Here is an 18,425-nt window from a genome sequence, read left to right on the forward strand (position 1 = left end):
CTATCATATTACGCCCGGTCAGGCGGCAGGCGCTTTGCTTATCTCATCACGCAGGGCGCGGCGCAGGATTTTGCCCACGTTGGTCTTCGGTAGCTCGTCACGAAACTCAACGATCTTTGGCACCTTATAGCCGGTCAGCTGGCGGCGACAGTGGGCGATCAGCTCCTCTTTGGTCAGCGAATCATCCTTTTTGACGATACAGATTTTTACCGCTTCGCCGGAAAGATCGCTGGGCACGCCAATCGCCGCCGCCTCGCGCACTTTTGGATGCTGCATCACCACATCTTCAATCTCGTTGGGATAAACGTTGAAGCCGGAAACCAGGATCATATCTTTTTTACGATCGACAATGCGTAAAAAGCCCTCTTTATCGACGCTGACGATATCACCGCTATAAAGCCAGCCCGCTTTCAGTACCTCATCGGTGGCGTCCTGGCGCTGCCAGTAGCCCATCATCACCTGCGGGCCTTTGATGCACAGCTCGCCTGGCTGCCCTTCCGCCACTTCATCGCCGTTATCGTCCACCAGCTTGATATCGGTCGAAGGAACAGGCAGGCCAATGCTACCGTTGTGGCAGGTAATATCATAGGGATTGACCGACACCAGCGGCGAGCACTCCGTCAGGCCGTAGCCCTCCAGCAGATAGTGACCGGTCAGTTTTTCCCAGCGCTCCGCCACCGCTTTTTGTACTGACATACCGCCACCGGCGGAAAGGCGCAGCGTGGAAAAATCGAGCTGCTGGAAGTTATTATCGTTCAGCAACGCGTTAAACAGCGTATTGACGCCGGTAATCGCGGTAAAAGGATATTTCCCCAGTTCTTTCACAAAGCCTGGGATATCTCGCGGATTGGTAATCAACAGATTCTGCCCGCCCAGCTCAATAAAAAGCAGGCAGTTCACGGTCAGGGCGAAAATGTGGTACAGCGGCAGCGCAGTTACCACCAGTTCTTTACCGTCACGCAGCAGCGAACCGTAAGTAGCCTTGGTCTGCTCCAGGTTCGCCTGCATATTACGGTGCGTCAGCATTGCCCCTTTCGCAATGCCGGTAGTGCCACCGGTATATTGTAAAAATGCCAGATCGTCATTGTTAATTGCCGGGCGGGTATAGGTCAGTTGCCCCCCCTGTTGTAACGCGCTGCGAAACGAAATGGCATCCGGCAGATTATATTTCGGCACCAGCCGCTTAATATATTTAACGACGAAATTCACCAGCGTGGCTTTACCCGGCGATAATTGATCGCCCAGCCGGGTCAAAATAACATGCTCAACCTGCGTTTTCGCCACCACTTTTTCCAGGGTATGCGCAAAGTTAGAAACAATAACAATCGCCTTAGCGCCGCTGTCGTTAAGCTGATGTTCCAGCTCGCGCGGGGTATAGAGCGGGTTGACATTAACCACCACCATTCCGGCGCGCAGAATGCCAAACAGCGCTACCGGGTATTGCAACAGGTTGGGCATCATAATAGCTACCCGATCGCCTTTGCTTAATCCCAGCTTATGCTGTAAATACGCGGCGAAAGCCCGGCTACGCTGTTCCAGTCGTTGAAAGCTCATCGACTGCCCCATATTAATAAATGCGGGACGTTCAGCATAACGCTGGGCCGCCTGCTCAAACAGATCGATCAATGACGTGTAGCGGTCAGCGTCAATCTCGGCAGGCACATCGGCGGGATAACGGTTCAGCCAGACCTTATTCAAGGATTCACCTCGGAAATCATATTTAATCGCCATCACAGCCTCGATGCGCATATTCATTAACAATGGTTAACATTATATTAACTCATTGTACCAGTATGCCTGGTGCGCGCTTTTCAGGCTGCGAAGCCCATCACTAAATTTTCTTTATTATTAATAACAAAACGGCCCGGTCACATCGCCTGTGGCCGGGCCGCAATACAACTACCGTCACGCTTACTCAGTAAGAAAAGTCTGTACCTGAGCAGGACCGGTATTGTAATAACCCATCCATGGATTGGGTCCCCAGTAACCCGGATGGTGCCGCGTGGGCCCATACCAGATCCAGGGATCAATTGGCTGCATCGGCATCACGACCTGCTGCTGTAAATGCCAGCGCTGATAGCCGCTTACCGCCAGTACAACATAGTTATAACTGGCCTTGCCGATGGTGCCTTTTTCACTACCTTTAATGGTGCCGACAACCGTCACCATCTGGTTAACCACATCAACCGGATCGACAAAACCGTTGACGTCAGCCCAGATCCGCCCAACCGACGCAGAACCCAGAATCGGACGCGCCCCGTCATCCAGCGGCTGCGTGGCGATCTCCAGCCGTGTATGACCGTCGAGGTTAGTTACCTTCACCACTTTACCGCCGAAGCGGGCCTCCTGACCGACATAAAGCTGCGGTGCATTATTTACGCGCAGCAGATCCTGCTGTGGCATGGGTGAACGGCTCTTCACTGAGTCAGGAATAGTGACGCAGCCGGTCAACAGCAGTGCAACCATTATGGTCGCTCCATTAATTAGATATTTACGCATAGCTTTCTCCTGGGAACTGCCAGATTAGACTATTGCGCAATAATTAAGTTGCTGCCAGCCTATTCGCGACCCGGTAATTTTTTCCATGCGACTTCATTACGTAAATAGGCGGGTTCCACCTGCTCCGGCGGCAACGCTTTGCCCTGCTGCCACAGTCGTTGCGCCAGCGGCAGCATCGCCTCGGCGCTCGGCAGAGTAATTTCACTGGTCTGGAGCGTCAGCGGGCTTTCTGCCATAAGGTGCGGCCACGCCTGCCAGCCAGTGCCGACCGTCGTCCACTCACCCGACAGCTGCTGCATGCGCGCCAGCGCCGCCTCCGGCTTTAATACGGCCTCGCTCTGCTCGCCCAGCCATTCGCCGTCATCGGTGCGCTGATACTCCGCCCAATAGACTTCCCCCATACGCGCATCGATCGCCGCCAGCACGCGGCGGGCACCGTGTCGCTGCCATGCGGCTTCTGCCATGGTCATCAGCGTAGAGACGCCCAATAACGGCAAACCCGCGCCGAAGGCGAGTCCCTGCGCGATACCTATGCCGATACGTACGCCGGTAAAGCTGCCTGGACCGCGCCCAAACGCCAGCGCATCCAGCTGGGTTAACGCCAGCTGATGGCGCGTCAGCATCGCTTCGACCAGCGGCAAAATGCGCTGGGTATGTTCGCGTGCGCAAAGTTCAAAATGGGCATCAACAACGCCCTCCAGCAACAGCGCTACCGAACAGGCTTCAGTAGCGGTATCAATAGCTAAAATTCGCGCGGACATAACAACCTCAGGCGAGAAATTTTTTTCGGCGCGCATCTTAGCACAGCCTGACAGGAATTACTTGTCATCGGAGCGATGCAGAAAACGCACGGCCTGATCGAGATCGCGGGTACGCGGCGTCGGCGGCAGACTGTTAAGAAATACCGCGCCATACGGACGCATCACCAGCCGGTTATCGCAAATGACCAGCACACCGCGATCTTCAACATCGCGAATCAGTCGCCCCACACCCTGTTTCAGGGTTATTACCGCATCCGGCAGCTGCACTTCATCAAAGGGATCGCCGCCGCGCAGGCGACAGTCTTCCATTCGCGCCTTCAGCAGCGGATCGTCCGGCGAGGTGAACGGCAGCTTATCGATAATCACCAGCGACAGCGCATCGCCGCGCACATCCACCCCTTCCCAGAAACTGCTGGTGGCCACCAGCAGCGCGTTTCCCGCCTCAACAAACTGCTTCAGCAGCTGCGCCTTGCCGGTTTCGCCCTGTAGCAGCACCGGCAGCGTCAGGCTGGCGCGAAACTCTTCCGCCAGCGCACGCATCATCTGATGGGAGGTACAGAGGAAAAAGCAGCGTCCGTTGTTGGCTTCAATCAGCGGCAGCAGGCGTCGCGCCAGCTGTTTCGCGCCGCCGGGCTGATTGGGCGACGGCAGATCGCGCGGCACGCAGAGCAGTGCCTGGCGCGCATAGTCAAACGGGCTGGTGAGGATCATACTCTGTGCCTGCTGCACGCCCAGCCGCTCCATAAAGTGCGTCATCTGTTCGTTTACCGCCAGCGTAGCTGAGGTAAATATCCAGGCGGCGGGACGCTCGTTAATCACTTCGCGAAAGCGCTCGGAGACGGAAAGCGGCGTCAGCGCCAGCACAAAATGGCGCGAGGTACATTCATACCAGTAGCTGAAGCCCGGTTCATTGATATTTTTCAGGCGCTTCAGCCGTGTGCGATAGAGCGAGGCGCGATCGAAAGCAGCATCCAGCAACGCAGACCGCCCCAGCGACATTTTTGCCACGTCGTAGCACAGCTCCAGCGCATCATCCAGCAGCGTCAACGCCCGCTGGACATCGCGATCGGCCAGTACTTCGCGCAGGTTACCGCGAAAGCCGGGTTCGCCCAGCGCCAGCCGGAAATCCTGCGCGCTTTGCGCCAGGCGATCGGCAGATTTTTGCAGCTGCTGAACGTCTCGTACTTCGGTGCGATAGGCGATAATTATATCTTTGGCTAAATCCTGGAGCTGACGGCTGGAGAGCTGCTGGCCGAAGTACTGGCTGGCAATATCGGGCACCTGATGCGCTTCGTCGAAAATCATGACGTCCGCTTCCGGGATCAATTCGGCAAAACCGCTCTCTTTCACAACCATATCTGCCAGAAACAGATGATGATTAACCACCACCACATCCGCATCCATTGCCCGGCGGCGCGCTTTTACCACAAAGCACTCTTTATAGAGCGGGCAATTGTTGCCGAGGCAGTTGTCATTGGTGCTGGTCACCAGCGGCCAGATGGCGCTGTCTTCTGCCACGCCGCCGCAGCTGCTGATATCGCCATCCAGTGTTTCACTGGCCCAGCTGCGCAGATAAACCAGATCGCTGAGCATCTGTACGTTGAGTTCGCCGCCGGTCATCGCCTGCTGTTCAAGCCGCTCCAGGCAGAGATAGTTGGCGCGCCCCTTCAGCAGCGCAGTTTTGCCTTTGTACGCCAGCGCCTTTGTCAGTAACGGCAGATCGCGGCTGTAAAGCTGATCCTGTAGCGCCTTCGATCCGGTAGAAATGATCGCCTTTTTACCGGCGCGCAGCACCGGTGCCAGGTAAGCATAGGTTTTTCCGGTGCCGGTTCCCGCCTCAACCACCAGTTCACTGCGCGCGGCTATCGCCTGCGCGACCGCTGTCGCCATCTGCTGCTGCGCCGCACGCGGCCTGAAGCCCGGTATCGCCTGCGCCAGAGCGCCATCGGCTGCAAAATCGTCTGCCACATATCCTCACGGGTTGTATTAAAACGGCCTGATTATGTCAGCATTCCTGCCCCTGCTCTACAACAGATGACAGCGCAGGGCTAACTGTGCCAGGCTAGTGGGGTAAAACATGGAATAAGGAAGCCAGCTATGTCTGTTACCCGTATCGATCCTGAACACCGCATGTCGGAAGCGGTTATTCATAACGACACTGTCTATTACACCAGCGTACCGGAAAATCTGGATGAGGATGCCGAAGCGCAGACCGCAAACGCGCTGGCGGTGATTGATAAACTGCTGACGCGCGTCGGATCGGATAAGAGCCGGATCCTCGACGCTACGATTTTTTTGGTGGATAAAGCAGATTTCGCCGCCATGAATCGCGCCTGGGATGCCTGGGTATCACCAGGCAACGCGCCGGTGCGCTGCACCGTGCAGGCCAGCCTGATGAACCCGAAATACAGGGTAGAAATTAAAATCATCGCCGCGTTGAACCCGGCCTGATTTATTCTTCCTCTTCATCCTCAAAACGTGCCGCAATATGTCCGCCAGTATGCGTCTGGCGGATTTCCTGCGCCACCTGCGCAATCGCCTCGCCGCTGCTCATGCCGTCAGCCATCAGCTGCTGAATGCGTTCTACTGCCTGTTGCTGTTGCTCGTGGCTTAACGCCGGTAAACCTGTAAACATCCTGGCTCCTGTTGATTTAATGGCGTAACAAACAGATGTCAGCGCAGGCAAAATATGCCAGGCTTGCCGTTTGTCCACTACCGATGCCGTAGAGAGTGATGCCCGTAGTCTACCATGCTTTACCCTATGCGCCTGACGCGCTTTCCAGCTTATTTCAACGCGTGGCGCATCTGCCCTGGGCGATGCTGCTCAGCTCTGGTTTTGCCGATCACCCCGACAGCCGCTTCGATATCATGGTGGCCGATCCTGTTGCCACTTTGGAAACCGCTGGCAGGCTGACGCGCATCGTTAAAGGTGACAGTGTCACGGAATCAACCGCCGATCCGCTGGCGCTGTTGCAGGCTGAGCAGGCGGCGCTGCTTGCCTCCGTGCCACCGCGTGATGACTTGCCATTTCAGGGCGGCGCGCTGGGGCTGTTTGGCTACGATCTGGGCCGACGCTTCGAGCGCCTGCCGCAGCAGGCGGATGCGGATCTCTTCACGCCAGATATGGCCACAGGTATCTATAACTGGGCGCTGATTGCTGACCATCAGCAGCAGAGGTTAACGCTTATCGATCGTCAGGGCGACGGCGCGCGGCTACGCTGGCTCAATGCGCTGCCGCCTCATCGGCCAGGCACGCCCTTTCAGCTTACCAGCCGCTGGCAGTCAAACATGACGCCGGAAGGCTACCGCGAACGCTTTGAACGCATACAGGCCTGGCTACAGGCGGGCGACTGCTACCAGGTCAATCTGGCACAGCGCTTTCAGGCCGCTTATCAGGGCGATGAGTGGCAGGCGTTTCAGCGTCTGAACCGCAGCAATCGTGCACCTTTTAGCGCCTTTTTGCGCCTGCCGCAGAGCACGGTGCTGAGTCTGTCACCGGAACGTTTTCTGGCGCTGGATGGCGATCGAATCGAAACACGCCCGATTAAAGGTACGCTGCCGCGTCTGGAAGATGCGCAGGCAGATCGCCAGCAGGCGTTAAAACTGGCGAATTCGGAAAAAGATCGTGCGGAAAATCTGATGATTGTCGATCTGCTGCGTAACGATATTGGACGCGTGGCGCAGCCGGGCAGCGTAACGGTACCGGAGCTGTTTGTTGTCGAACCCTTCCCCGCCGTGCACCATCTGGTCAGCACGGTACGCGCCCGCCTGAAGCCAGAACTGAGCGCCTGCGATCTGCTGCGCGCCTGTTTTCCCGGCGGATCGATTACCGGCGCGCCGAAAGTACGGGCAATGGAGATCATCGAAACGCTGGAACCGCAGCGGCGCAATGCCTGGTGCGGCAGCATCGGCTATCTGAGCAGTTGCGGAAAGATGGACAGCAGCATTACCATTCGCACGCTGATTGCCGAACGGGGTCAGCTTTACTGCGCCGCCGGTGGCGGCATCGTGGCGGACAGCGAAGCGGAACTGGAATATCAGGAGACGCTGCATAAGCTGCGCCGGATTTTGCCCGTACTGGAAAACGAGACGCTATGAGTTCTCTGCTGACGCTTGATAGTTTCCTGACGCGCTTTCAGCTACAGCCGCCGCCGATCGTGACGCCAGCGCCCCCGGCGCGCCGTCAGGCGGCGGTGCTGGTGCCGGTTGTCGCACGCCAGCAGCCGGGGCTGCTGCTGACCCGACGCGCCCTTCAGTTGCGCAAACATGCGGGCCAGGTGGCGTTTCCCGGCGGAATGCGCGATGCCAGCGATATCTCGCTCCACGTTACCGCCCTGCGCGAGGCGCATGAAGAGATTGGCCTGCAACCGCGGCAGGTACGCATTATCGGTACGTTGCCAGCGGTAAGCAGCAGCACCGGTTTTCAGGTGACGCCGGTAGTGGCGATTATTCCGCCGGATCTGCGCTGGTATCCCAACGCCGATGAGGTGGACGCCATTTTCGAAATGCCGCTACAGGAAGCGCTGCGCCTCTCCCGTTACGCGCCACTGGATATTCATCGTGGCGGCCTGCATCATCGTGTCTGGCTTTCCTGGTATCAGGATTACTTTGTCTGGGGCATGACGGCGGGTATTATTCGTCAGCTTAGCCTACAGGTAATGCCTGAACTGAACGCCATTTAGCCAACTAATATTGTGTAAAAAGCACGCTTTTCATGATATTTCACTAAAATTTCTTCAGTAAGCGACCCAAATCACTTCCCAAACGGGCCAAAGTCGTTATATTTGGCGCGCTGAACCACCAGGAGATTTCTGATGCCGTTTCGGATAAGTTTGGTTCAGGGCAAAAAATTGCCGTGGTATTCATCGTTCTGATCATTTCTCCAGCGTGAATAAGTTTTCCTGCTGGAAGTAATTAGATTATTTCATGCGAAAAGATGAATTTTTAACCACCGGGATGATTACTATACGCTGTGCATTTTTGCACTGCGCAATGAATAATTAAGGAGCGTGTAGCGTGATTAGCGTTTTCGACATGTTTAAGATCGGCATTGGCCCGTCCAGTTCCCATACCCTGGGCCCGATGAAAGCCGGCAAACAATTTGTCGATGATTTGATCCGGGATAACCGGCTGTTGGACGTTACGCGCATCGTCGTAGAAGTCTACGGCTCGCTTTCACTCACCGGTAAAGGCCATCATACTGACATCGCCATTATTATGGGCCTGGCTGGCGCATCGCCTGAAAGCGTGGATATCGATGCCATCCCCGCTTTTATTCGCGACGTTGAACAGCGTGAACGTCTGCTGCTGGCGAACGGCCAGCACGAGGTTGATTTCCCGCGCGACGGCGGAATGAACTTCCGCAGCGAAAACCTTTCTCTGCATGAGAACGGCATGCGTATCCACGCTTTCGCTGGTGAAGAACGCATTTACAGTAAGACCTACTACTCTATCGGCGGCGGTTTTATCGTCGACGAAGAACATTTTGGCCAGTCGGTGCTGGATGAGGTTTCCGTCCCCTATCCTTACAACTCAGCGCAGGAATTGCTGGCGCACTGTCGTGAAACCGGTCTTTCTCTTTCCGGTCTGGTGATGAAAAACGAGCTGGCGCTGCACAGCCGCCAGGAGATCGAAAGCTATTTCGCCGCCGTATGGCAAACCATGCGCGACTGTATCGATCGCGGGTTGAATACCGAGGGCGTGCTGCCTGGTCCGCTGCGCGTACCGCGCCGTGCCGCCGCGCTGCGTCGGATGCTGGTCTCTTCCGGCAAGCTTTCTAACGATCCGATGAACGTTATCGACTGGGTAAATATGTTTGCCCTGGCGGTTAACGAAGAGAACGCCGCTGGTGGACGCGTAGTGACCGCGCCGACTAACGGTGCCTGCGGTATCGTTCCGGCGGTGCTGGCCTATTACGATCACTTTATCGAATCGGTCAGCCCCGATATTTTCATCCGCTATTTCCTCGCTTCAGGAGCGGTTGGCGCGCTGTATAAAATGAACGCCTCTATTTCCGGTGCCGAAGTTGGCTGTCAGGGTGAGGTCGGCGTGGCCTGCTCTATGGCGGCAGCGGGCCTGGCCGAACTGCTGGGTGCCAGCCCGGAACAGGTTTGCGTTGCTGCTGAAATCGGTATGGAGCATAACCTCGGTCTGACCTGCGATCCGGTTGCCGGTCAGGTACAGGTGCCCTGCATCGAACGTAACGCTATCGCCTCGGTTAAGGCGATCAACTCAGCGCGCATGGCGCTGCGCCGCACCAGCGAGGCTCGCGTGTCCCTCGATAAAGTTATCGAGACGATGTACGAAACCGGTAAAGATATGAACGCCAAATATCGTGAAACCTCACGCGGCGGTCTTGCCATTAAGGTGCAGTGCGACTAATCAATATCGTCACCGCATTAACTACGGCAGCGTTTTTTAACGCTGCCTTTTTTATGCCCGAAGCCCCGGCTGTCACAGCGTTTATTCTGTTTCACCGCCAGCACTTCTTCGCCAGACAAAACGCTTTTTTCATTGACGTAACTAAACTTAATGCGGCGATTGCCGATATCAAAATGTCGGTTTTTTATTTGTGCTTTCAGGGTGGCTACGGATGCAAGTATCCCAGCAGGTTGTCGGACAGTTTCGACGGAAACGGTTATTTATTGCGTCGATAGTCGCTGCGCTGGTGCTTATTTTGACGTTAACCTTTCGTTTTTTTGAAGAAAAAAACCGCATTGAACAGCAGTCGTATCATTTCGCTGATAACGCGATTCAGCGCTTCGATCGTTTTTTCTCGCCGCTGGATGTCTCCGCCAATAATACGCTGGCACTGATAGGGCTGAGCTGTAACGACGTGCGCTTTTTGCTCAACGAAAAAATCTCCTCGCTGCAAACCGTACGCGCTATTCTGCTGGTGGATAACGATCTAATCTACTGCTCAAGTATTTATGGCGATCGTGCTATTTCCTTTAGCGATACCTACCCGGAGCTGGCGGTAAATAATCAACATATGGCGCTCAGCGTGGATGACTACCTGTTAAAGGGATCGCCGGTACTGCTGCTCTGGACACCCAAATCACTGGATAATCGCGCCGGTATTTTACAGGTTATCAATATCGAACTGATGAGCAGCTATCTGCTGGAACCGACGCTGCCCTGGGTGGAGCGTGCGATTTTCAACGTGGGCGGCAAAAGCCTGGAATATGGCAATCCGCTGATCGAAAAGGCGATGCCGTCTGAAGATGAGGTCAGCTATCAGCAAAGCTCGCTACGCTACCCTTTCACCATTACGCTGTTTGGTCCGGCACCGTCCCACCTCGCGTTGCTGTCACTGCCTTCACAGCTGCCGCTGGCCCTGCTGCTCAGCCTGCTGACAGGCTATATCGTCTGGCTGGCGACCGCCAACCGCATGAGCCTGTCATGGCAGATCAGTTATGGCCTTTCGGCACAGGAGTTTATGGTTTACTGCCAGCCGCTGATTGATGGCAACAGCGGCAACTGCTGCGGTATTGAACTGCTGCTGCGCTGGCATAACCCACGCCAGGGATGGATTTCCCCCGATGTATTTATTCCGCTGGCTGAACGCCAGAATCTGGTAGCGCCGTTGACGCGCTTTATTCTTACGGAGGTGGTACAGCATCTGCCCCAACTGCCGCAGTGCGCAAATTTTCATATTGCGATTAACGTCGCCGCCAGTCATTTTCACCGCCGGGCGATCGTTGATGATTTGCAGAAGCTGTGGTGGCCCGCCAATCCGTTACCCGGTCTTATCGTGGAGCTAACCGAGCGCGATGCGCTGCCGGTGGTGGATCAGGCGGTAGTTGCTCAGCTGCACCAGCTGGGCGTCAAGGTAGCGATTGACGATTTTGGTACCGGTCACAGTTCGCTCTCTTATCTGAAAACGCTAAGTCCGGATGTACTGAAGCTGGATAAGATCTTTACCGCCGCCATCGGCACCGATGCCATTAATGCAACGGTAACGGATATGGTGATTTCACTGGCCCAGCGCCTGAATATTCGGCTGGTGGCGGAAGGCGTGGAGACCGCCGAACAGGCAAGCTATCTGCGTCAGCGCGGCGTGGATACACTACAGGGCTATTTTTATGCGCGACCGATGCCGCTGGAGGCATTTCCCGCCTGGCTGGCAGAGCAGCAAAGCGGGAAATGCTGATTGCCGGAGCGTTGAATGCTCCGGCGCAGGATTACTCTTCTTCATCTTCGTGTGGCGAGCGATCTTTGGTAATACGCACCAGATCGATACGGTAATCGGTCGCCTCAACGATGGTAAAATGCAGCGGCGGCATATCAATGACTTCACCCGGCTGCGGCAGCTGCCCTTTCTGAGCGATCAGCAGGCCCGCCAGCGAGGCGTAATCATCGCCTGGTTTCACCAGCTGGTGATAGTCGAGCCACTGCTGTAGCGAATGCAGATCGGTACCGCCTTTCACCAGCCAGCTGTCACCATCAGCAATGATATCGGGCGTTTCATCCTCATCCGGGAATTCACCGGCAATCGCTTCCAGCACGTCAAGCGGCGTAACCAGCCCCTGTACCACACCGAACTCATTGGTCACAATCACGAAGCTGCCTTTGGCACGACGCAGCACGCCCAGCAGGTTAATCGGATCGAGCGTTTCCGGCACGATAATCGGCGGCGATGAGGCGGCAAAGGTGCCAATATCAACGCCGTGCTCCAGCGCCACCAGCAGCTCTTTCGCCCGCACCACACCAATAACTTCATCCAGCTCGCCACGACAAATCGGAAACAGGCTGTGCGGGGTATCCAGCAGCTGCATTCTGATCTCATCCAGCGGCCTGGTGGCATCCACCCAGGAGATATCGCCACGCGGCGTCATGATGCTGCGGATAGAGCGCGAGGCCAACGTCAGCACGCCGTTAATCATGTAACGCTCTTCATCCTTAAAGGTTTCCTGCGGCAGAGTTGGATTTTCAACCGGCACACTGCCGGTTTCCGCCTGCTGCGCGACACCACGACGTCCACCCATCAGACGCAGAATGGCTTCAGCGGTACGCTCACGCATGGGACGGTGCGACTGATGGCGCAGAAAGTTACGACGCGCGATCTGGTTAAACAGTTCGATCAGAATCGAGAAACCGATAGCCGCGTAGAGGTAGCCTTTTGGAATATGGAAGCCGAAGCCTTCCGCTACCAGACTCAGGCCGATCATCAACAGGAAGCTGAGGCACAGCACTACTACCGTAGGATGAGCGTTAACGAAGTTAGTCAGTGGCTTCGAGGCCAGCAGCATGATGCCCATGGCGATCACTACGGCGGTCATCATGATCGGCAGGTGGTTAACCATACCCACGGCGGTTATCACCGCATCAAGGGAGAACACGGCGTCCAGCACCACAATCTGAATAACAACTGCCCAGAAGCTGGCATAGCTTCGGTTGCCATCGCCGTCGTGCTGACGGTTTTCCAGCCGCTCATGCAGCTCCATGGTCGCCTTAAACAACAGAAAGATACCGCCCGCCAGCAGAATAAGATCGCGTCCGGCAAAGCTGAACTGCGCAACAGTAAACAGCGGCTTCGTCAGCGTTACCATCCAGGATATCAGCGACAATAGCCCCAGACGCATCAACAGCGCCAGCGACAGGCCAATCAGGCGCGCTCTATCGCGCTGTTTCGGCGGCAGTTTATCGGCCAGGATGGCGATAAATACCAGGTTATCAATACCCAGCACGATCTCCAGAACAACCAACGTCAGCAGACCGGCCCAAATCGAAGGATCTAAAAGGAATTCCATTACAGACTCCGAAAAAAGCAACAGGAAAACCGGACGCAGGGTTCAGTGACCGTAGCGCAACGGAAGCAGGCAGAAAAACAATGTGTGACGCCGACAGGCGTAAAGAAACAAGCCGGATGACCCGGTGGCGTGGATAGGCAACTTCGGTGACAGTCCATAGGGAGGGCTGAGGCCCGCTACTCCTGTAGTTAAAAAGGAAAGTTGATATTAACAGCCGCCGCCGGATCGTCAATTTGATTTGGCGAAATTAACAAAAATTTACGTAGCCACAACAACCAACCAAATTATTTAAAATGAAAAAATAAGCATGCAAACAAACGAGAGCGGTCACAGTACTCATTTTTGCACGGACCAGAATCTATTGGGCAGGGGTCTCCGGAGTGCCGGTTATATCCATAAGCACTGCCCGGCTGGTGTCAGGTTCGCACAACCGCAGGAAAATCTGTCTGGCGCATAATGGCGATTATCTGAATTGGCGGGCGATCGATTATGCCGCGCAGCCGTGAGCAAATACATTCAGCTGTTCTTCACAGCGACGCAATAAAATTACCCGCTTTATTTTATCGAGATGATAATGATTCTTATTTAGAATATTCTGACTGCCACTCGCTACAGCATGATTAATGGCATTGATAGCGGTATTGATTAATCTGTTGTGGATTCGTACGCCACACAAATTACTTCAGGAACCAGGCTTTTTCTTCGACAACGGATGGATTAATTATGATCGCATAAAGGGTATGAATTGATCTGAGGACGGCGTTCTGATTATTCAGCCTGGACAGAGAAAACGAATTTCTCAGCTACAACAACTGGACAAGCCGGAAGATATTTCACATAAATGATTATAAATCAAAAAGTTAAAATATAGCAAAAGGCATATAGCCTTTGCTATATTGGCGGCACGAGAAACCGTCACCGCTTATTATTTTACCATTCCCTTAACATTATCAGGATTATTTTTACTCCTGCTTATCATCTTCTTTTCCTTTATCCATATAACGCGTCCGGTATTATAATTTTATTTGACGAAAAATAATTATGTGGTAAGGTGAGCGCCGTTATTGGGGAGTAGCCGATTTCTGTTTAATACGGAAATGCACCTGTCAACATACTCGTTGTTATTTCAACGTGGCATGTGCGACCAATTCTGGTAGGCGAGACCATTGACCGATGTGCCTGTCTGGTTGGGAAGGCGCATCAGGTTATGGTATTCCCGGCCGAGGTTACGACTTCGATGAACTTTTCCGCTCTGCTTATCCTTTCATTTGGCATGTCTATGGACGCATTTGCCGTCGCAATCGGTAAAGGCGCCGCCCTGCAACGTCCACGTATCCGCGAAGCGCTACGTACCGGCCTTATTTTTGGCATCATTGAAACGATCACGCCGTTGATAGGCTGGAGCCTGGGCCAGTTTGCTACCCAATTTGTTGCCCGCTGGGATCACTGGATCGCTTTTATCCTGCTCTGCTTTTTAGGCGGACGTATGGTTATTGAAGGTTGCCGTCAGCACAGTACGCCCTGCGAGCCGGTGCAGCAGCACGGCCTGCTGCTGCTGGCTACCACCGCTATCGCTACCAGCCTCGACGCCCTGGCGGTCGGCGTCAGCCTGGCATTTTTACAGGTCAATATTTTGCTGACCGCGTTGCTGATTGGCCTTTCCACCTTTACCATGACCACTATCGGCATGCTCATCGGGCGGCTGATTGGTCCACTGTTGGGGAAACGTGCCGAGATCCTCGGCGGCGTGGTGCTGATCGCCATCGGCGGCGAGATCCTGTGGCAGCATTTCGCCTGAGGCCCGCCGCATAAGGCGCGGGCGTCAGATCAGTCGCGACGCCAGAGACGCACCATAAAATCCGCTTCGCTGGCAAAGGTAGCGCTGTCACGTAGCCGCTGCCAGACAGCGGGACTGGCACGCCATGCAAAAGGCGTCATTTGCAATAATGTAACCGCCTCCTCTCCCGTCAGCGACAGCGGATAGCTCAGCTGATCTTCCTGTTCCAGCTCAAATCCCGGTAGCGTCTCCTGCTGCGTCTCATGCAGCTTGACCTGCTGATAGATTAAGGCCTTAAACTGCATCAGATGGCGCGGCCCCGGCGTTACGGTCAGCAAACAGCCGCCGCGACGGACTACGCGTGCCAGCTCTGCCGCTTTACAGGGCGCATAAATACGTAAAACGCCATCCAGCGAAGCATCGGCAAAGGGCAAACGGTGACTGGAAGCAACGCAAAAATCGATGTTGCGATAGCGCTTCGCCGCCGCGCGAATCGCCACTTTAGCAACATCCAGCCCGCATACGCGTGACTCTGCATCCAGCGCATCGGCTACCGCAGCAGTGTAATAGCCTTCACCGCAGCCAATATCCAACAGCGTTGCCGACGCCGGTAAACGTTGCGCCAGCAATGATGCCACGTGCTGTTGCAGCGGTCGATAATGGCCCGCGTTAAGAAACTGCCGCCGCGCCTGCATCATTTCCGCACTGTCGCCGGGCTCTCTGGAGCGTTTATGCTGCACGGGCAGCAGGTTGACATAGCCTTCTTTCGCCTGGTCAAACTGATGCTGCTGCGCGCAGCGCCAACTGTGGTTAATCAGCGTCAGCGGTTGCTGACAGAGGGGGCAAAGATAATGCATAACGCGTTCTCTGGCTGAAACAGGCGCGCATTTTACACGCTGAGCACCACAGCGTCATCCGCCAAAAAGAAAGGCCCCGGCGATTAACCGGGGCCTTTGCTCATCTTTATGCCGCAGGCGGCCAAGACGTTGCGATGCTATCAGATCGCCACAACGTTAACCGCTGCCGGGCCTTTCTGACCATCCTGAATTTCGAACTCAACGTTCTGGCCTTCAGCCAGGGTTTTGAAGCCGTTACCCTGGATAGCGGAGAAGTGAACGAACACATCTTTGCTACCGTCTGCCGGGGTAATGAAGCCAAAACCTTTGGATTCGTTGAACCACTTTACCTGACCTTTAATTTTTGCCATTTTTGTAATTCCTTAGAATGTTTATTTGCCCGAAGGCGACTGACAGAAAACCAGAGACACTACTGAATGAGGCACTAATATAAGGTTCGGCAAGGAAGCGGTATTCAACGTCAACGTCTTTACTCGTTACTTCTTTACTGAATATGCCATACATAAACAGAGCTGTACCTCGTTTTGCTTAATAGCGTTATCACATATTCGATAATTTATGGCAAGTTATTTTTAAACAGCGATCGATCCACCACACAGTTAATACAAATTCATCGCATTCTTTGCACATTTATGCATTATGCAACAGATTAAAAACCTAAGCCACACGGCTTTTTTAGCGGTATCAACCATTGTTCACCCAGCTGTGCATGGCGCTGAAGAGACGTGCGTCTCTGCCGTAAGCTTACCTGGCGATCGCTCTGCCAGATAAATATTGCATAATTATGGCAGTATCAACCCTTTTATCAGAGAGCGTTTGCGCATCATCCCAGGACCAGAAAAAACCAGAAAAAAGTTGCGTCTCAGAATAAAGGTTAATGTCTTAAGCGTCACTGCACCAAAATAAGGAATATATTCTTTGCCCTGCCCTAAATAAAGGCAGCTCTTTATTATTAAAGAAACGCAGCGCCTTAGAATAAGTTCGCCACGCGTTTGCTCTGAGCGCATGGCTTTATAAAAACCCGGCACTCATTTATCAGATTTTTCCTGGTTAATAATATCTAAACTTCCGCTTTCGCCTATTTTCCATGGACGAAAACGTTTCTTATCCAGCCCTGCCGCTGTCATCGCCTCATCCAGCTCGGAAAGAGGCTGATCCAGGGCTTCATCCGCCAGTTCAAACACGCCCCAGTGAATAGGGATAGTGACCGGTGCGCCTGCCGCCTGATGCAGCGCTACCGACTGCTGCGGATCCATATGCTGACCGCGCATGAACCAGCGTGGTGCATAAGCGCCTATTGGCAAAGCGGCGAGCGTAAACGGCCCCAGGCGCTGAGCAATCTGCAACAGGTTATCGGAATACCCGCTATCGCCAGAAAACCAGAAATTCAGCGACGCGCCGGAGATGGTCCAGCCGCACCATAACGAGCGGTTACGATCGGTAAGCGTGCGCATACTCCAGTGCCGCGCAGGAACAGCATGAAAAGTGATGCCATGCCGCTGCGTCTGCTGCCACCAGTCCAGCTGTACGACCTGACGCGCACCGATGCGCCGGAACCAGGGTTCAAGCCCCAGCGGCACAATAAACTGCACCTGCGGAAAACGGCGTAAAATAGCGCGAATAGTGGGTTTATCAAGATGATCGTAATGATTATGGGAGATCAGCACCCAGTCGAGCGCAGGCAAATCGGCAATAGCCAGCGGCGCGGGCGTTTTACGTTTCGGTCCGTAAAAGCGCAGCGGTGAGGCCCTTGTCGAAAGCGCCGGATCGATAAGCCCATAGCGCCCATCGAGACGCAGCATCAGGGCGGCATGACCCAGCCACCAGACTGCATCCTGCTCGCCGCTCAAATCGGCAGGCTGCCACCACCGTTGAGTAAAAGCGTCATAGCCCTGCGCCGGTGGCAAAGGCAGCCCCTGTGCCTTCCGTTCGTTACGCCAGCGCTGTAAATCTCCCGGCTGACGCAGATCGGCTTCCAGATTACGGAACCCCTCCGGCGTATGGTGCGGCAAAGAGGCGTCATACCAGGGATTTTTCCACTTCAAGGTTTTGCTCCTTAGCAGCATGCCGGTGCATTATCGTTCAGGGATCAGGCGGGTAAAGTCTTCATCCTGCGGCTTCTCTGCGGTATTTTCCCCCTGTTCCCGCGCCTGCTCCCCTAACCGTTGCAGCATCAGATTCTGTTTTCGCTGCTCTTCCAGCAGCGCCTCCAGCAGGCGAATTTGCTCGCTGGCACGTACGCTGGCGCGGTTGACGTAAAACCAGGCGATCAGCCCTACCAGCGCAAAAGCGATAGCGCTGATAAGCGGCAGCACGCCTGCGCCGCTGTTTATCTCATTCATATTTGCCTCTGTTTACTCTCGGTTTTGTCGACAATTTTACCCTTTAATAAGGGAATTGATAGCAGCGAAACGGGTATCAGGCTGAGCTTTCGGCATCCTCCGATCGATTGTGACAGGCGGCACCATTATGCTGTTGGGTTCCGGCAGCAAGCGGGAAGCTTGCCACGTTTACAGGAAGATAAAATGAAAATATTGCTTCGAATTGTGAGTCTGCTGGCGCTGATCTGGCTGGGATTGTTGCTGACAGGCTATGGCGTGTTGACCGGTAGTCATAAGAATTTTGCCGGTATCGGCTTACAGTGTCAGTATTTAACGGCTCAGGGTATGGTAAAAGCGCAGTATCTGCACGGCGACAGCAGCTTTATCGGTGTGGCAGAGTGCCCGTTATTGAGAAAAATGTCCAGGGTGGTGGATAACAATTCGTAAGCGGCGTGCGG

At 54.6% G+C, this 18,425-nt stretch carries 19 protein-coding genes and 1 riboswitch; of the genes, 8 read left to right on the plus strand and 11 right to left on the minus strand.

Translation table 11 applies throughout. The features are described 5' to 3' along the window. Window positions 1-18 precede the first annotated feature (18 nt). From fadD to yoaA, 4 genes are all read right to left on the minus strand, one after another. Entirely contained in the window at window positions 19-1,698 is a 1,680-nt protein-coding gene (fadD, locus tag C7M51_RS07540; protein ID WP_160621224.1) for a long-chain-fatty-acid--CoA ligase FadD, read from the minus strand. Window positions 1,699-1,911: 213 nt separating this feature from the next. Next, window positions 1,912-2,499, minus strand: coding sequence for a Slp family lipoprotein (locus C7M51_RS07545; protein ID WP_160621225.1), 588 nt, complete (start codon window positions 2,497-2,499; stop codon window positions 1,912-1,914). A gap of 59 nt (window positions 2,500-2,558) precedes the next feature. Next, window positions 2,559-3,260: a tRNA (adenosine(37)-N6)-threonylcarbamoyltransferase complex dimerization subunit type 1 TsaB gene (gene tsaB / locus C7M51_RS07550; protein WP_160621226.1), complete on the minus strand. Its 702-nt coding sequence runs from the start codon at window positions 3,258-3,260 to the stop codon at window positions 2,559-2,561. Between the two features lie 57 nt (window positions 3,261-3,317). Then, window positions 3,318-5,228: a DNA repair helicase YoaA gene (gene yoaA / locus C7M51_RS07555; protein WP_160621227.1), complete on the minus strand. Its 1,911-nt coding sequence runs from the start codon at window positions 5,226-5,228 to the stop codon at window positions 3,318-3,320. Window positions 5,229-5,357: 129 nt separating this feature from the next. Here yoaA and C7M51_RS07560 point away from each other — a divergent pair, with 129 nt between their 5' ends. Beyond that, complete coding sequence (locus tag C7M51_RS07560) at window positions 5,358-5,711, plus strand: RidA family protein (protein ID WP_160621228.1); 354 nt, start codon at window positions 5,358-5,360, stop codon at window positions 5,709-5,711. A gap of 1 nt (window position 5,712) precedes the next feature. Here the strand turns inward: C7M51_RS07560 and C7M51_RS07565 are convergent, their stop codons facing one another. After that, window positions 5,713-5,895, minus strand: a complete 183-nt coding sequence (locus C7M51_RS07565; protein ID WP_160621229.1) for a YoaH family protein — start codon at window positions 5,893-5,895, stop codon at window positions 5,713-5,715. Window positions 5,896-5,993: 98 nt separating this feature from the next. On the opposite strand from C7M51_RS07565, the gene pabB reads away from it, so the two are divergent. The 4 genes from pabB to C7M51_RS07585 all read left to right on the plus strand — a co-directional run bounded on the left by pabB (window position 5,994) and on the right by C7M51_RS07585 (window position 11,412). Continuing rightward, complete coding sequence (pabB, locus tag C7M51_RS07570; RefSeq protein WP_160621230.1) at window positions 5,994-7,358, plus strand: aminodeoxychorismate synthase component 1; 1,365 nt, start codon at window positions 5,994-5,996, stop codon at window positions 7,356-7,358. After that, complete coding sequence (locus C7M51_RS07575) at window positions 7,355-7,942, plus strand: CoA pyrophosphatase (protein WP_160621231.1); 588 nt, start codon at window positions 7,355-7,357, stop codon at window positions 7,940-7,942. The genes pabB and C7M51_RS07575 overlap by 4 nt, the downstream gene beginning before the upstream one ends. Before the next feature lie 334 nt (window positions 7,943-8,276). Next, window positions 8,277-9,641, plus strand: a complete 1,365-nt coding sequence (gene sdaA, locus C7M51_RS07580) for an L-serine ammonia-lyase (RefSeq protein ID WP_160621232.1) — start codon at window positions 8,277-8,279, stop codon at window positions 9,639-9,641. Window positions 9,642-9,852: 211 nt separating this feature from the next. Then, window positions 9,853-11,412 (plus strand): EAL domain-containing protein, encoded by a 1,560-nt coding sequence (locus C7M51_RS07585; RefSeq protein WP_160621233.1) that lies wholly within the window; start codon window positions 9,853-9,855, stop codon window positions 11,410-11,412. Between the two features lie 31 nt (window positions 11,413-11,443). Here C7M51_RS07585 and C7M51_RS07590 read toward each other — a convergent pair whose 3' ends face one another. Beyond that, window positions 11,444-13,012, minus strand: a complete 1,569-nt coding sequence (locus C7M51_RS07590; protein WP_160621234.1) for a TerC family protein — start codon at window positions 13,010-13,012, stop codon at window positions 11,444-11,446. 623 nt (window positions 13,013-13,635) lie between these two features. Here C7M51_RS07590 and C7M51_RS22730 point away from each other — a divergent pair. Further along, a complete protein-coding gene (locus tag C7M51_RS22730; RefSeq protein WP_160621235.1) occupies window positions 13,636-13,761 on the plus strand; it encodes a DUF986 family protein in 126 nt (41 codons plus the stop codon). Window positions 13,762-14,066: 305 nt separating this feature from the next. Continuing rightward, window positions 14,067-14,240: riboswitch (yybP-ykoY riboswitch) on the plus strand. A gap of 9 nt (window positions 14,241-14,249) precedes the next feature. After that, entirely contained in the window at window positions 14,250-14,810 is a 561-nt protein-coding gene (gene mntP, locus C7M51_RS07600; RefSeq protein ID WP_160621236.1) for a manganese efflux pump MntP, read from the plus strand. A gap of 29 nt (window positions 14,811-14,839) precedes the next feature. Here mntP and rlmA read toward each other — a convergent pair whose 3' ends face one another. From rlmA to C7M51_RS07625, 5 genes are all read right to left on the minus strand, one after another. Then, entirely contained in the window at window positions 14,840-15,646 is an 807-nt protein-coding gene (gene rlmA / locus C7M51_RS07605) for a 23S rRNA (guanine(745)-N(1))-methyltransferase (RefSeq protein WP_160621237.1), read from the minus strand. A 140-nt stretch (window positions 15,647-15,786) separates the two neighbouring features. Beyond that, complete coding sequence (gene cspE, locus C7M51_RS07610) at window positions 15,787-15,996, minus strand: transcription antiterminator/RNA stability regulator CspE (protein ID WP_004386688.1); 210 nt, start codon at window positions 15,994-15,996, stop codon at window positions 15,787-15,789. Then, complete coding sequence (locus tag C7M51_RS07615; protein WP_160621238.1) at window positions 15,983-16,150, minus strand: DUF2627 domain-containing protein; 168 nt, start codon at window positions 16,148-16,150, stop codon at window positions 15,983-15,985. The genes cspE and C7M51_RS07615 overlap by 14 nt, the downstream gene beginning before the upstream one ends. Window positions 16,151-16,674: 524 nt before the next feature. Beyond that, window positions 16,675-17,691, minus strand: a complete 1,017-nt coding sequence (locus C7M51_RS07620; RefSeq protein WP_160621239.1) for an MBL fold metallo-hydrolase — start codon at window positions 17,689-17,691, stop codon at window positions 16,675-16,677. Window positions 17,692-17,721: 30 nt separating this feature from the next. After that, window positions 17,722-17,988, minus strand: a complete 267-nt coding sequence (locus C7M51_RS07625; RefSeq protein ID WP_160621240.1) for a YebO family protein — start codon at window positions 17,986-17,988, stop codon at window positions 17,722-17,724. Between the two features lie 183 nt (window positions 17,989-18,171). On the opposite strand from C7M51_RS07625, the gene C7M51_RS07630 reads away from it, so the two are divergent. Next, window positions 18,172-18,414, plus strand: a complete 243-nt coding sequence (locus C7M51_RS07630) for a YobH family protein (RefSeq protein WP_160621241.1) — start codon at window positions 18,172-18,174, stop codon at window positions 18,412-18,414. The last annotated feature ends 11 nt before the right edge of the window (window positions 18,415-18,425 follow it).

It is taken from the genome of Mixta intestinalis (assembly GCF_009914055.1).
Taxonomy (GTDB): Bacteria; Pseudomonadota; Gammaproteobacteria; order Enterobacterales; family Enterobacteriaceae; genus Mixta; species Mixta intestinalis.

Excerpts from the sequence above, each read along its gene's own strand:
- pabB (WP_160621230.1), top strand. The coding sequence starts at position 5,994 with ATGCCCGTAGTCTACCATGCTTTACCCTATGCGCCTGACGCGCTTTCC.
- C7M51_RS07630 (WP_160621241.1), top strand. The coding sequence starts at position 18,172 with ATGAAAATATTGCTTCGAATTGTGAGTCTGCTGGCGCTGATCTGGCTG.
- C7M51_RS07560 (WP_160621228.1), top strand. The coding sequence starts at position 5,358 with ATGTCTGTTACCCGTATCGATCCTGAACACCGCATGTCGGAAGCGGTT.
- C7M51_RS07585 (WP_160621233.1), top strand. The coding sequence starts at position 9,853 with ATGCAAGTATCCCAGCAGGTTGTCGGACAGTTTCGACGGAAACGGTTA.
- C7M51_RS07575 (WP_160621231.1), top strand. The coding sequence starts at position 7,355 with ATGAGTTCTCTGCTGACGCTTGATAGTTTCCTGACGCGCTTTCAGCTA.
- C7M51_RS07590 (WP_160621234.1), bottom strand. The coding sequence starts at position 13,012 with ATGGAATTCCTTTTAGATCCTTCGATTTGGGCCGGTCTGCTGACGTTG.
- C7M51_RS07625 (WP_160621240.1), bottom strand. The coding sequence starts at position 17,988 with ATGAATGAGATAAACAGCGGCGCAGGCGTGCTGCCGCTTATCAGCGCT.
- rlmA (WP_160621237.1), bottom strand. The coding sequence starts at position 15,646 with ATGCATTATCTTTGCCCCCTCTGTCAGCAACCGCTGACGCTGATTAAC.
- C7M51_RS22730 (WP_160621235.1), top strand. The coding sequence starts at position 13,636 with ATGGCATTGATAGCGGTATTGATTAATCTGTTGTGGATTCGTACGCCA.
- cspE (WP_004386688.1), bottom strand. The coding sequence starts at position 15,996 with ATGGCAAAAATTAAAGGTCAGGTAAAGTGGTTCAACGAATCCAAAGGT.
- mntP (WP_160621236.1), top strand. The coding sequence starts at position 14,250 with ATGAACTTTTCCGCTCTGCTTATCCTTTCATTTGGCATGTCTATGGAC.
- C7M51_RS07545 (WP_160621225.1), bottom strand. The coding sequence starts at position 2,499 with ATGCGTAAATATCTAATTAATGGAGCGACCATAATGGTTGCACTGCTG.
- tsaB (WP_160621226.1), bottom strand. The coding sequence starts at position 3,260 with ATGTCCGCGCGAATTTTAGCTATTGATACCGCTACTGAAGCCTGTTCG.
- C7M51_RS07615 (WP_160621238.1), bottom strand. The coding sequence starts at position 16,150 with ATGTATGGCATATTCAGTAAAGAAGTAACGAGTAAAGACGTTGACGTT.
- C7M51_RS07565 (WP_160621229.1), bottom strand. The coding sequence starts at position 5,895 with ATGTTTACAGGTTTACCGGCGTTAAGCCACGAGCAACAGCAACAGGCA.